At 43.2% G+C, this 14334-nt stretch carries 11 protein-coding genes; 7 read left to right on the top strand and 4 right to left on the bottom strand.

Going from position 1 to position 14334, the window contains the following annotated elements:
• Nucleotides 1-169: 169 nt before the first annotated feature.
• The 7 genes from JKG64_RS21815 to JKG64_RS21785 all read left to right on the top strand — a co-directional run bounded on the left by JKG64_RS21815 (nt 170) and on the right by JKG64_RS21785 (nt 5130).
• On the top strand, nt 170-1138 hold the full coding sequence (locus JKG64_RS21815) for a hypothetical protein (protein ID WP_210356388.1): 969 nt from the start codon (nt 170-172) through the stop codon (nt 1136-1138).
• 85 nt (nt 1139-1223) lie between these two features.
• Nucleotides 1224-1610: a MerR family transcriptional regulator gene (locus tag JKG64_RS21810; RefSeq protein ID WP_210356387.1), complete on the top strand. Its 387-nt coding sequence runs from the start codon at nt 1224-1226 to the stop codon at nt 1608-1610.
• 372 nt (nt 1611-1982) lie between these two features.
• The gene (locus JKG64_RS21805; protein ID WP_210356386.1) at nt 1983-2627 is read left to right on the top strand and encodes a DUF6266 family protein; all 645 of its coding nucleotides are present in this window, start codon (nt 1983-1985) and stop codon (nt 2625-2627) included.
• Between the two features lie 72 nt (nt 2628-2699).
• On the top strand, nt 2700-3248 hold the full coding sequence (locus JKG64_RS21800; protein ID WP_210356385.1) for a DUF6266 family protein: 549 nt from the start codon (nt 2700-2702) through the stop codon (nt 3246-3248).
• Nucleotides 3249-3314: 66 nt separating this feature from the next.
• The gene (locus JKG64_RS21795; RefSeq protein WP_210356384.1) at nt 3315-3701 is read left to right on the top strand and encodes a hypothetical protein; all 387 of its coding nucleotides are present in this window, start codon (nt 3315-3317) and stop codon (nt 3699-3701) included.
• Nucleotides 3620-4600 carry an NlpC/P60 family protein gene (locus tag JKG64_RS23105; protein WP_246512757.1) on the top strand — a complete coding sequence of 327 codons (981 nt, stop codon included), beginning with the start codon at nt 3620-3622 and terminating at the stop codon, nt 4598-4600. The genes JKG64_RS21795 and JKG64_RS23105 overlap by 82 nt, the downstream gene beginning before the upstream one ends.
• Nucleotides 4601-4704: 104 nt before the next feature.
• Nucleotides 4705-5130 carry a hypothetical protein gene (locus tag JKG64_RS21785; RefSeq protein ID WP_210356383.1) on the top strand — a complete coding sequence of 142 codons (426 nt, stop codon included), beginning with the start codon at nt 4705-4707 and terminating at the stop codon, nt 5128-5130.
• A 278-nt stretch (nt 5131-5408) separates the two neighbouring features.
• Here the strand turns inward: JKG64_RS21785 and JKG64_RS21780 are convergent, their stop codons facing one another.
• The 4 genes from JKG64_RS21780 to JKG64_RS21765 all read right to left on the bottom strand — a co-directional run bounded on the left by JKG64_RS21780 (nt 5409) and on the right by JKG64_RS21765 (nt 14316).
• Entirely contained in the window at nt 5409-7763 is a 2355-nt protein-coding gene (locus JKG64_RS21780) for an outer membrane protein assembly factor BamB family protein (protein ID WP_210356382.1), read from the bottom strand.
• Between the two features lie 8 nt (nt 7764-7771).
• Complete coding sequence (locus tag JKG64_RS21775; protein ID WP_210356381.1) at nt 7772-9565, bottom strand: RagB/SusD family nutrient uptake outer membrane protein; 1794 nt, start codon at nt 9563-9565, stop codon at nt 7772-7774.
• Between the two features lie 18 nt (nt 9566-9583).
• Complete coding sequence (locus tag JKG64_RS21770; protein WP_210356380.1) at nt 9584-12973, bottom strand: TonB-dependent receptor; 3390 nt, start codon at nt 12971-12973, stop codon at nt 9584-9586.
• Nucleotides 12974-13212: 239 nt separating this feature from the next.
• Nucleotides 13213-14316, bottom strand: a complete 1104-nt coding sequence (locus tag JKG64_RS21765; RefSeq protein WP_210356379.1) for a FecR family protein — start codon at nt 14314-14316, stop codon at nt 13213-13215.
• Between the last annotated feature and the right edge of the window lie 18 nt (nt 14317-14334).

Below are 14334 nucleotides of genomic sequence, written 5' to 3'. Positions count from 1 at the left end.
ACTTTTTAGCGGTGAGGAGGTAGATAGGAGGGGGTGCGTGGTATAGGGTATGTGGCTGAATAGAAGAAAAACGCCATGATGAAATTTGTTTTTTCAGGATAAAGAATAATTTTAAAGAAAATGTTTATATATTGTAGGTTGGTTACTAGCCTTTTATAAACTTTTTTATATGTCGGTCTTACGAAAATTACATCAGGCCTCTATGGTGTTCGTGGTTATGCTGTTTGCTTATCTGGTGAATACAGGTAGCCGTTTTTGGATGATAAATGTTTATATAGACAATATTGTCTTTTGGTTGATCTGTGTGGTGTCGTTTTTGCTTTTTACTCTCTATTCTTTTGTATTGGTGATTGCTTACATTCTTTTTTTTGAACACCGTAATCCTTTGGGGGATCCCGCACGTAGAGGAAGGCTCGCTTTATGGTATTTGATATCGGTTGCTGTCCCATTATTGCTATTGCATTTTATGGCAGTCAAGCTATTATTTCGTGTGGCAGATAGTTCGGTCTGGGATTCTAGCTTTCCGACTGAGGGGTTTCCGATATTTGTTTTATTCATGTTGTTACAGTCTTTTTTGCTGCAGCTAAGACCTTTGTGGCACCCTATATATCTTCCTGCTATTCATCTGAGAAGCAGTATGATTGCTTATGGAATAAGCCGTCGGGTAGAATACCCTACTGCGAGGGTCAGTATCAGCGAGCGTGTCCAGGATCTGGTAGAAAAAGGGTCTATTCCGGACAATATGAAGCGCCTATTGGCAAAGGAAGTAGTCCTTTTGATCTTTAATAAGTATGGCCGGTGTTACACCGTTGATGGAAGCAGACATAGTATGAAGAGTACTTCTGTTGTGCTCTCGTATCTATTGGTAAGCGGCTGGTTTGTCGAGATAAGGCGTGGTGTGTGGCTCAATGTATGGTATTTTGTGTGTCAGAAACGGAAAAAAATCCTAGTTCGGGCAGACGGAGAGCTGAGTGCCTCGGTTCTGGAGCATATTGCTGATCAGGAGCGGTGTACCGTAGCCGAGCTGAGCGGTATTTCCAAGGGGTTAAAAAGTAAAGTCGTGTCTCATCTCCAACATAGAGCGAGTTTTCCAGAAGACTGGGCTGATCAGTATATTGATCTAGGTGAGCGGCTGTAGACGGATTCTCCTCCATTTTTAACCTGTCATAGGGGATTTATAGCGATATCCCCGTGGTTTCGGTATGGCCTAAATGACCATAACCATGCTTAATTCAATTCCAGAAATATTGACGGTTCTATCGCGTATAGAGGCCTCTATAGGTATTACACAGGATCTTCTGCGAAGATTATTAGATTCCTCTTCCCCATTGACTGCAGACGGTCCTGGTAACCGTGCGCTGGAAACATTGTTTCTGAAGAAAGGAGAACTCCTAATGGGTTTTTTAAAAGTTGCTTTAGATGAGGGATATATGTCCACAAAGGAGGTGTGCGCCTACGTAGGGATATCTGAGCGGACGCTCAACCGTAAGGTAAAGGAAGAGATGATCCGCTCTAAATTTACCCAGGGCGTTGAAAAGTACTATACCAAAAGTGATGTAGTGATTTTCTACCGTATCTACCACCGTAGGATGCCCAATATCATGCCTTGACCATCTTCGCTATGGCTTCGCCCTCGCTTCGTACCAGCTTCGGCCGCACATCACCTTTTTATCACAGATTTATCACCTATTCATCACGTTGTTATCAGGTGCACGCGATGAATAGGTGTTGGAATACGGATTATAGGAACTGGAAATTCCGAAGCTGGTACAGAGCTGGTACGGAACAGGTCTAGCCCTGGGCGGAACTTGATACCGACAGCGTCCCGACAGTATCTTGGGTGATGTCCGCCATACTCCCGACAAGTGTCTTCTGGCTATTGACAGGGGTATGTGTTAGGAACTATGTTTGTCCGTGTAAAGCAATTAATACCGGTATATGTCAATTCTTTACGTATGGTTTAATTTTTAAATTTCAAAAAAATGGCAACAATCAAACATGGAGCAAATGGTGGCTTCAAAGGAAAAGCAGGTTCGGTGATCGGGAGCAGCTGGAAGGGAATCGACTACATCAAAGGGCTCTCCAAAAAACGGACAAAACCGTTTAGTGAAGAACAGAAAATCCAACAGGAGCGGTTTGCGACTATTACAAAGTTTCTGATGCCGATAGCACCGATCCTGAAATTGGGCTTCGGACAGAAGAATGCCGATGCGATGACGCCTGCCAATGTAGCGCTACAGGCGAATATGGATACTGCGGTGACAGGTGTCTATCCCTTATTTGAGCTGGATTACAGCAAGATCCTGATCAGCTCGGGATCGTTTGTGGGCGGTGGAGCTATGACAGCTTCGGTAGCTGCCGGTACGCTTTCTATCGATTGGGATACTGCGCTTAATTCGCTGTACGGCTCCAAAGCCGATGATCAGGTGGTCATCCTGCTGCATCAGCCTACGATAAATGAGTTTATGACGGTACCTACGCCACCGACACGTGCGGATGGTACGGTAGATATTGTCATCCCGACTCACTTCTTGGGAGGTAAAGGGCATGTATGGATATTCTTTGCAGATCGCAAAGGTAAAAAAGTGTCTAGAAGCTCGTATCTAGGCGAATTGGATTTGGTATAAATGGTTTAATCCAGGGGCTGAGCCGGAGGGATTTATACTCCCTCTGGTTCGTCCCTTTAAATTTTGGAGATTATGTTGGTCATATCTGAAAAGAAAATAAAGGAAGCGGCTCCTCTAGCAGCTCTGACTGTGCGACAGCGCTTTGCACAGGCAAGGTTTTTTATAAACCCCCTCAATAGTTTGATCCGTATGGGGTTTTCAAGAGGTAAGAAAGTGAAGAGTCCAATCGGACAAGCGATGTCTTTCTTGATCCGTAATGCCATGGTGGGAGAGTATCCTGATATAAAGGTTGATCCTGCGTTGGCGAAATTGTCAAATGGATCATTTGTAGGGCAGCAAATCAATACGGTATTCCGTCAGGGAGATACACTTGTCTTGGAGTGGACTTTGGTGGAGTCTCGTATAGCAGATGTCGAGTGGGACGATGAGCTGATCCTCTGTGCATATGATGTGGAGCAGGGAAACGCGGCTATCAATGAAGAGAAGGTGTTGCGCAGGGATGAAAAGATGGAGACCGCACTGCCCAGTATACTGCATGGTCGTCCTGTCCATCTCTATCTTGTGGTGCATGATAGGGACAGAAAGTACTTCTCGCGTAGCCAATACCTTGGTTTTTATTGATGCTGAACACTCATTACTTGCTGAATGCTATAACTACATAACCTCGTAACCTTATATCTTAATAATATGCAAACATTAACAAACAACCCTTCATGGCTGGCCCAGGGCTGGCAGAATGAACTCTCTTTAAAAGAGAAGCTATTCTTTGGCTTTCTCTTCCTGATTATTGGTTGGGTAGGTCTATCGGTCATATTACAGCTTATGGATCCTGCCATCGGTGTGCTGGACTTTGGTACGCTGACCGTTGCGGTCTTTGGGCTGCTCGTAGGATGGCTCGCTATCTATATCAGTATATGGCTGCAGGAGCTACTGTGGCATCCGCTTAAATCATTTCGTAAACAGTTTGGTCATCATTTTAATCAACTATCATCATGGCAACAATGTATTATCTATTTCTCGGTTTTCTTTTTACTGCTTTATGCAGTTTTGAAGGCGATGGTAGTAGTGTTTTAAGCTCGCTTAAGCCGCGAGAGGCTCTTCTTTATTCCTTGATAAATAAAGAAGCAAACAAATCAAGACTTGGGCAATACGACGCTAAATATTTCTTGACAGGTCTAAACATCTCGGAGCCGTTGCACTTCGCTCCACTTCATCGATATGTTTTTAACGACCTGCAAAAAATATTCTTAACGCTGTATCACCCTAGGCCGTTGGATGACGAAACATCAAGAACTCAAACAGTCTCACAACCTAGACCGCCTTATCTAGCAAGTGCTAGTAGTCCCTTACAACCAAAATTAATGTCGCCTGTGAAGCTTTTGACATTAGTAGGGGGAGGCACTACAGTACGGTCAAAAGGTTCGAGCGACGATTTTTGCTTCTTTTTGGGAAAAAGAAGGAACCCGTCTGGCGACGAAGACATGAAGATTAAAGATGATAAGATTCTTTTTGCTAGTATTCGTCAATCAATAATAACGATAGCTTCAAAAGAACTTGGCGTCCGTGAAGCGACTGGCAATAACGACGGTCCTCGTGTAGAAGAATACCTCCACTATACTAATCTTGGTAAAGGCTATGAGTGGTGCGCGGTTTTTGTGAGTTGGGTTTATGGGCAAGCTGGATTTGACGTTCCACGTAACCCGTGGTCTCCGGCCTTGTTTCCAAAGGCTCGGGTGTATTGGAGAAGTGGTGAAAAGGTTAAAACGTTAGAAAGTGAGAAGGTAAAAGCGCATGTATTCGGTATATACGGAACCAGAGTGAAACGTATTAATCATGTGGGACTGGTTAAAGAGCGGGCTAACGATTACTTGATCACGATCGAGGGAAATAGTAATGATCGTGTCCAATCCCGACGTCGACACCTGCGGACGGTGTATGCGTTGGCGGGTTGGGTTGATCAGGTTAACGAGTGAACATGTTAACCTGTTATCCAGATTGTGATCTCAAAATATAATTAATTATATAGGCTTGTTAACCCCGGAGTAAATTCGGGACATAGCACGATAACTTTATAACCATGCAATACATCACAATCATCATTATCTCTTTTGTTCTTATTGGCTGTCGCATCAACCGAAAGAAGCAGGAAACAGTTAAGGGTCAAACTAAAGAACAGGAAAGTCTGTATCTCTCTTTGGAGAAGTCGTCATGGCAACGGGAGGATAGCAGTTTGTCGTATTGGCGACTGCGAACAGACTCGATTTTCTTCTATCATCCTGAGGGAGGAGTATGGAGTAAGGGAGGAGAAATCTTAGTCGCAGATGCTCGTACGCATCAGGCGAAGGGCTCTATGTCTACAGACAGTGTACAGCAGAAAACTGAAATTGATGCCACTGGTGAATGGAACTACAATTGGTCGCGCAATATTAAGGACGGGGGGATCCATGTTTTTTTTTGGATCGTGATAGTATTAGTGCTACTGGTGATATATCGTAGAGTCTAATTCAAAAGGGCATGTATCCAAAAATGATGTAAGCACCTGTAATTGCATAACTTCACTTACAATTACGAGGCCTGCAACAAAGGAAAGTCTTAGATTGTGTGTGTAGTTTATCCGTTTTCCTTTGTGACGAAACATTCTGTTTTTGACTCTTGGTCAAAGATAAAGAATTAAATAGAGTTAGGCTAAAGTTGTTGAAATCTAGGGTATTCAAAAAAATAGTAAGAGAAGCTTTGTGTAAAAAGCTTCTCTTGTGTCTGTTGTTGTACTTTGCTAGGTAGCTACAACTTGAAGCAGGTTACTGTCCCTGAAAAGTCAGCAACATATAACCGGTCATTTACAATTACTGGGTCTGCAAATATTGGGGCTCCAAAATTTATTTTCTGTAATAGCTCTCCCGCTAAGCTCAAAATATAGAGATGACCATCTGAAGCTCCGACATAGAGTCTGCCTTTATGTTGTAGGATAGATGGCTCGACGGTGGCTATACGAGGAGACTGCTCCGGTCCTGTATAGGGAGAGGTATAGACAAGGGCATTCTCTGTTTGAAATTGCCATTTCTCAGTCAATGAACCTCGATCGTATGCTTTGACTCCTCCCGTGCCGGTCCCTAAGATGAGCAAATGATCCAAAATTAGTGGAGCTCCCATCACATTAAGGTTATCCTCGGTTTCTTTTTTGTGATATACCTGGCCATCTGCAGGGTTGAATTTGTAGATAGAACCGCTGCCGACAGCATATAGAGTATCCTTTGCAAAGGATACAGCAGCACTCCGGAATATCAATGCCCTATCATTATTTTTCCATAGAACCTCTCCATTATTCTTATTCAATGCATATAGTGCATTCCAGTTGACACCAACAAATAATTGATCTTTATATAGGGACATGGCTGCAGGAGATGCTTCACCGCCTTGGGTACCTGTGCTTGTCCACTGTGTTTCACCTTTCGCAATAGCAATCTTTCGGTATGTTGTACCTGTTCCGGTATAGTAATACTGCTGGTCTACTGTAGGGCCAGAGACAAAAGCCGGGATGGTAGGATGCGAGACCTTGTTGTCCCAAATTGTTTTTCCGTTTTCGGCATTTAGTGCATAAGCATTACCCTCTACATCTGTAGCCAGCAGTGTATTATTGATCAATTGAAGCTCGTTCTTTATGGAGTTTGTTGTGGGGCTGTACCAAATAACCTTTCCGCTTTCTTTGTTTAAAGCATACACTCCCAAAGGTTTGCCGAATCCGTCGTCCATGGCTCCAAAATAGATTTTATCTTTGGATATTAGAGGTTTGGATCGCCATACTGCTGCATCTAATGTTGTGCTCCATAGTTTTGTGATGGTACCGCTGCTCGTGGGCATTGGGTAGTTGCGACTTAATATTTTGCCGTCATTGTATTTGACCATTATGTTTAAAGAATGGATCGCTTGTTTGGTGTCTAGGGAACCCTTCCAATGCCAGTCTCCTTGTGGTGATAGTTGTGTAGAGATCTGTTGGCTGTTGTCAACCAATGCAGTAGCATCTACAGAAATAATCTGACGCTCGGAGTCGTAAGCTACTACGTCGATCAGTTTTTCCTTCTGTGTCGGGTTTTTAGTGCTATGCGAGGGGCTGATTAGTTCCAAATGCTGTGTCAGATTACTATATATCGGACGGATGTTAGATACACCATCGGTGTTTAGTTCGATTGAAAGGAACTGTCCTGCGGCATTGTCAATGCCGCCCCTGTGTGGAGGTGCGGAGCAGATGACATATACGCCATGATGCTGGTAGATGTAGTTGTTGTGCCAATGTCCGTACAGCCAGGCTTTTAGATTATAGTTTTTCAGATCGATAGACTCGGATTCTCCCTTTAGTACAAAATCTGCATCTGCAATGTAGTTATGGTTGACAAATACGAGTGGTTTTTTGGGGTCTTTAAGTGCTAGGTCTTTTTTTAGCCAACGAATCACCTGATCTTTGGTGTATCGGGGCGCGTGGTCTCCATGTAACATCGGAGTTACGACCATGTGGACGGGTCCTGACTCGAAAGAATAGTAGGTAGGGCCGAAAAGATCCTCAAACATGCGCTCTCCATATTGTCCTTTCACCAGGTCATGGTTGCCCACGGTATAGTATGTCGGAAGTCCCATCTCTGTGCTGTTTATTTTGTCAGCATGCATCTGCAGGCCTGGCTCATAGCAGATGTCTCCTGTATGCAATAGAAAAGAAACAGATTGATTGACAGCGTAGTTTTTTAAGTTGTCGACCCATGGCCCTCTATTACTTGTCTCCGAATCCGTAATCTGAAGCAGTCTTGTCTTGTCTGTGGATTGGCGATTGTCTTTGATTAATGGGAATAGGTATTGTCCGATATTGGGATCTATAGTGATATAGTGTTTTAATAAAGGTTTGTAGCCGCTGGGTGTTGTAATGGATAGAAACCGTGATTCCGGTTGTACTTGGATGTTGAAAGATCCTTTTGGGGCTGTAGTCGCCACATCATATCCGTCAGAGATACGGACTTGATTCAGGTAGGGTTCATTTTTATCCCAATATCCATTCTGATTGAGGTCTTCAAAGACCAATCCCTGTAGGGATTGGGCCTTGAGACCACCGATGCTACTGAGTATAAATAGTATTAAGACAGGTGTTTTCATCTTTTCTATTATTGCCAGCCTTCCGGTTGTTTTAGGTTCGGATTAAGGATGGTTTGTTCTAAAGGTATGGGGAAATAGTAGTATTTCTTCTCGTCAAAGCTACGAGGACGTTGATTAGCTTTGTCATCATTAAACATAATACGCCCTGAGGTCTCTTTTGAAAGGTAGAAATTTCCGCTATTGATATTAAATTTGACAATTTTTTCTTTTATAGATGGAGATAGACCTGACAAAGGAGTTTCGTCTCCGTCTTTCAGTATGGCTATATCAGGTGTACCATCGCCGGTCACGTCGATAGCACCTAGGCCAGAGATATAGAAGCCTTCCGGATTTTTGGCTAGTAAAGCTCCGTCTTTCCAGCGATAGAGGTCGTCAAACCGGAATCCCTCGCAAGCAAGCTCGACGCGGCGCTCTCGGCGTATTTCGAGAATGACCCCTTTATTATTGCCTGTGACATGGGGATGCCTTGTTGAAAGGTAATTGTCAGGCTTGGCATTGGACTCGGTCATCAGCAAAGCTGGCATGCCTACTCGGGTACGTAACTTATTGATGGTGTTGTCTAGGTCTGCCTGTGTCAGGGTGCCCAGTTCGGCTTTGGCTTCGGCATTATTCAGTAAAACTTCGGCATAACGCATGATTGGTAGATCAGTATAGTTCAATACCCATCCTCCCCGTAAAGCGGGATCTCTCGGATAAAATTTTATTTGAAGGTAACCTCCGAAGTCAGGTCGTGTTACATAGGGATTGCCATTTTCGGAAGTCTTGAATCCTGGAGGCATAATCGTGGCCGCCAAACGCGGGTCACGGTTTTCAAATACCTGGACAAACTCCTTTTTGTCATAATCTTTTAAATCGGTGAATGATGTGCCATCTGCCATCAAAAACTCATCCATTAAGCTGGAGCTTAAGGCCCATTGCCAGTCCAGGACGGTATGTGTATTGTTGGCTACGGCTAGATTTTTGTCATTTCGCTGAAGGAAAATGATTTCTTTGTTGGACGAGAGGTTATTGCTCGAAAATAACTTAATAAAGTCATTTACACTATTACCTTCGATCTGGAAGCCGCCCTGACTGATTACTTCGGCAGAGGCTGATGCCGCGCGCTCTAAGAATGCATTGGCTGTTGTTTCTAGCTTTAGTTCGGTATGATATTTTCTAAAGGTTCCTTCGTGCAATGCGACTCTAGACAGCAAGGTGAGGGCAGACCATTTTGTGACGTATGTATTGTCTGTACGGCTCGGTTGTATGTGCCTGGCTGCAAATTCAAGGTCTGCCATGACGGAGTCTACCACCAATATGCGTGGATCTTTCGCCTTGTAGAGCAATGCTTCGTCGCTGGTACCCACTACGGTAGAATACCATGGTGCATCGCCGTATCGTTTGACCATGGTATAATAGAAGTTGGCTCTTAGGAAACGTGCTACGCCAATGTAATGGTTGATAACGGCTGGATCTCCCTGGATTTTTGACGCTTTACCTAACATAAAGTTGATATTGCGTAAGGGTTCCCAAGTCGACTTGTTCCAACCTCCTACAGTAGCAGGACTTAATGTCCCGGTCAATAATGTCCGTACATCGGCGTTTTGATCATTATTGCTTAAAGCGATATTGTCGGATAGAAGATCTGTATAATTGGCCTTTATCTGACTGTATAGCCCATTAGTGTAGGTTTCTAGGTCCGTAGGGTTCTGTAGGAATGTCTCGTCCGTTACATTGGTCTGCGGTGTCCGCTGTAGGAAGTCTTGCTTACAAGCTGTTGTGGCAACAGCTAGTAGCATTATAGAATATTGTAAGAGTTTCATAACTAACGATCTTTATATTTAAAAACTGACGGATAGACCAAAGGTATATGTGCGTTGGAATGGGTAAGCAGCCTGTGCTGTACTTCCGGGGCCAATAGATTCGGGGTCTAATTTTACTTTGATATGTGATATTTCAAATACATTTTCGGCGCTGAAAAAGAATCTTAGCTTGTTAATGTGTGCTCGTTGAAGGATGCGCTGTGGTAATGTATACCCTACAGTCAGGTTCTTCATTCTAAGATAAGCACCGTTCTGCAAGTAACGGTTGTTTGGAATGCCGAGCTGTTGATAGCTGTCTTCTGCCGAGTATGCACGTATAGCTGGGAAGTAAGTATCAGGATTTTCGGGGGTCCAGTAATCTAGATTCTGTACGGTAGGATTGGTCCAGGGATTGGTGAATACTCCCCAAAAGTACATGTTAGATGCACCTGGATACCAATCGCGCTTTCCAATACCTTGTACAAAAGCGCGTATGTCAAAGCCTTTCCATCCGGCTGATAAATCGACTCCATATGGGAGTCTCGCAGCATCGTTTCCTATGACATACATATCACCGGGATTATCTACTGTTCCGTCTCCTTTATCGACCTTACCATCACCGTTGCGGTCTGCAAATATGGGGTCTCCAGCATAGAATTTGTACGACTGGTCATCGGTACCCATGGCGGTCTGATTGGGGTGGTCTTTAACGTCTTCATCGCTTTTGAAGTATCCTGTGATATCTGCACCCCATATCTCGCCAATCTCACGTCCCACATAGTAACGGTCGAAGTATCCACCCAATGACTTGCTTGGGTTGTCATAACGGGTGATCCAGGCGCGATTGTCGGCCAAGGTTAGATTGATACTATACCATAACGCTGAGTTGGCTATATCTTTACTGTCTCGCCAGCCTAGGCGAAGCTCCCATCCTTTAGTTTTTAAATCACCAGCATTCTCTTGGGGAACTGTTGTTCCGAATATACCTGGCAACTCTTTACCAGAAATAAGCATATTGTTGGTGTAACGGGTGTATTTGTCAAAATTGATATTCAGACGGTTTTTAAGAAGACTTAAATCTACACCGAGATTGACGGTCTCGATACTCTCCCAACTGAAATTGTCGGATACTGCTCCTGGAGCATATACGGCCTGTGGTTTTCCTTTGCCTAAGATATAATCTACCTGTTTGTTGCTCATGGTCGGAATGTAGCCATATTCTGATACAGAAGCCTGGTTGCCTAATGAGCCATATGATCCTCTTATCTTAAACATATCCAGTTGGATAGATTCTTTTATTGGTCTGAAAAACTGTTCTTCTGAAAGATTCCACCCTGCAGATGCCGACGGGAAGAAACCCCATCTTTTTCCTTTAGGAAAGCGTGATGAACCATCATATCTGCCATTAAACTCTACCAAATAACGGTTGCCATAGTTGTATGCCGTCCGTATGAATACGCCTTGTACAGCCCAATCGTTGATACTTTCGTGATTCGAGATATTGCTGCCTACAGCTGTGCCTATAGAGGGTAGAGAAGGAGAAAGAAGCCCATCGCGACGGGTCCACAAAGATTGGGTATATTGATACTCTTGGTTGTAACCTAGCAAGGCTTGTAAGAAGTGCTTGCCAAGTTGTTGGTGATAATCTGTGTATAGATTAAAGACATTGTATCGACCTGTTGTATTGTCATTTTTTGCCCAAGAGTTGGCAAAAGTTTGTTGTTCTGCTGAGTTGGGGCCTGTTTTATATAAAGCAGGTACGTTGAAAGAGCGCTGGTCGAAGGTTCCTCTGCGGAAGGTCATATCTCCCTTAAGGTCCCAAATATTCTTAAGAAGTGCTGCAGATGCCGAAAAGGTGGTTAAAAACTCATTGTTTTTAAAATTTCTACGACCACCATCTTTTAATGGACCAAGTACAGAAGCTCCAGCAGAAGTCCAGCTTCCGTCAGGATTCTTAGGAACACTCAATGAATTGGTAGATATTATGTTCCAGAAAAAATCCTCATCCAGATATACCGGAGCATCATACTGAGACATGGTCAATAGGGTATTGTTGGATATCTTAAGCCAATCTGTGACATCAAGATCTACTTTGCCTCGTACATTGTAACGCCTGTAAATGTCGTTGCCGAATTTCAGAAGCCCGTCTTGCTGATAGTATTCGCTAGATAGGTAGTAGCTGAGATTGTCTGCTTTTTTAGCTAGGCTTAAGTTGGCAATATAAGTTGGAGCACTTTCTTTGTAGGCCTCTTTGAGCCAATGTGTGCTACCAGTATATATCCAGCTGTCCTCGTTGTCGGATAATATTACCTCAGGTAGTGTAGGGTCTTCTGAACGGCGCTTGGCATATGCGCGTGCTGACTCTGGATAGAGGTTGTAGAGCGGTCTTGCTGCCTGTGTTTTTAAATCCATGACAACATAGGGGTCTGCTTCGGTTTTAGGTAACTTACCGATAGTACGATAGCCGATATTGGTATTGAAATTGATCTCCAATTTGTTAGATTTGGCTGATTTGGTTGTAATCAATACGACTCCAAAGCCTCCTCTAGCACCATAAATAGCACCAGCTGCTGCATCTTTTAGCACGGATACGGATTCGATATCGCTGGGGTTGATGGTGGCAACTTCACTTTCGGTATACGGTATATTATCAACGAGGATCAATGGGCTACCCCCATTTATGCTGGTATAGCCACGGATATTAAATGTAGGATTAGTGGTGGCTCGGCCGTTGGATATGCCTATGTTAAGGTTAGGAATGAGCCCTTGTAGACCTGCTCCGACGCTAGCAATAGGTCTGTTGGCCAGCTGCTCGGAGGTAATCATATCCACTGCTCCAGTAAGATTGGCTTTTTTCTGTACACCATAACCCACGACGACGATTTCATCAAGTTTGGATTGTTGCGTGCGTAAGGTAACATCGACGATCTTTTGATTATCAATTGCTATATGCTCGTCGGCATAGCCCATGTAGCGAAAGATCAGGGTCGAACCTTCGGGTACACGTAAGGTATATTGTCCATTGGCGTCGGTTCGAGTTGATATTTTTGGATGTTTTTCTACAAACACCGATACTCCTCCTAATGTACTGAGAGAATCTCTAACCGTGCCCTTGATATCGATATCTGTCTTGGTATCTTCTCTGATTACAATGGTGTTATCGATGATTTCAAATCGGAGGTTCTGTCCTTTCAATGCTTTTTCTAGCACATCGGCGACGTCATCATCAATCGAATATACATTGACAGGTTTGGTGTTAACCAGAACATGTTGGTTATAGAAAAGCTTTAGCTTTGTCTGTTTGGAAATCTCTTCCAACACATCTTCTAAATGTACTTTTTTTAGCTTAAGATTGACGGTCTGTGCACGTCCTGTGGATGCGTATACTCCAGCAGAGAAGAGCAGGAATATCAAAGCATATAATTTCATGATGCAAAGAATTTTTAAGGCTTGTGCTTTCTTCTGTAGCCTCACAGAATCCCAACAAGGGGATGTTGAAAAAAAATTCATAAATTTGAATTGTTTTAAGGTTAATAGTTCCTAATTACGATCACGGAAATAAGCCTTTCAATTAACGGGGGATGCGTCAACATCCCCTTTTTTCGTTATGATGGCTTTTGGGGTTTAGTATATGTTATGTCATGGCGATTTTTTTTGATAAATGGTGGTTATTTCAATAAACAGACTTTTCTTCCTTTAATTGTCAGCCTTTGGTCTGTCGCAAATGATAGTATTTTTATTACCTCAGAGAGTTTAGAATTCCGGTTGATGGTTCCCTTAAAACTATAGTCGTCTGTAAATAAAACATCGTCTGCGAATGAGATATTATACCATATGCTGATTTGTTGGATTACAGTCTTGATGTTGTGTCCGTCAAAATAGAATTCACCTCGTTTCCAAGCCAACCGTTCATGTAGGTCAGACTCAGTTATGACTATTTTGTCTTTTTGGGTCGAAGCTTCCTGCCCTGGGATAAGTAAAGCTACTTGTTTTCCGTTGTTGATTTTTACACTTCCTTCTATCAGAGAGGTGGATACTGCCTCGTCATAGGCCTTCAAGTTGAACGATGTGCCCAAGACTTCAATCGCTGTTCCTTTAGACTGAATCCGAAAAGGGCGATTAGGGTCTTTGGCAACCTCGAAATATGCTTCTCCTTCTAAGGATACCAGTCGTTCATCATTATTGAATTTATTCGGAAATATTAGCTTTGAAGATGCGTTGAGCCAGACTTTGGTGCCATCTTCTAATTGTATCTGATAGGTAGCGGATTTGGGAGTCTCGAGGGATATGGATTCATCGGTAAAAGATTTTTCCGCCGATTCTGATAGTATCAGTATAGAATCTTGATCAAGGTTTTGAACTCCTTTTGTATCGCTGAGTGTGGCGAAATGTGTACCAGGTAGAATATCATTATCATTTTCTGCTGATGTAGAAGGGATGATGGCAGCGAGTGATTGTGCTTTGGTTGGGGCTAATTGCTGATGGTATAGCAGGATAGATATGCCTAGGCTGAGAATCAGGCTGGCAACAGCTGAAAATCGTATGAGTTTGCTGGATTTTCTATTTTTTCTCGATAGGGGTATTACATCAGACTTTTCTATTCGATGTTGTAGTGTTTGAATAAATGCCACCTTGTCAAAAGGGGCCTCTTCTGAAGCAGATTCATTATCAAACGAATCAAACCAAAGGCGAATACGAGATTTTTCTTCCTCTGTACATTTACCTTCTAAATATTTCTTTAGAAGCGCTCGGTATGCATATACTTCCTTCATACAATATAATAACCCTGA

The sequence above is a fragment of the Sphingobacterium tabacisoli genome (assembly GCF_017908035.1).
GTDB classification, from domain to species: Bacteria; Bacteroidota; Bacteroidia; order Sphingobacteriales; family Sphingobacteriaceae; genus Sphingobacterium; species Sphingobacterium tabacisoli.
Note: the sequence above shows the minus strand (reverse complement) of the source record. Positions and strands in the feature narration are given on the sequence as shown.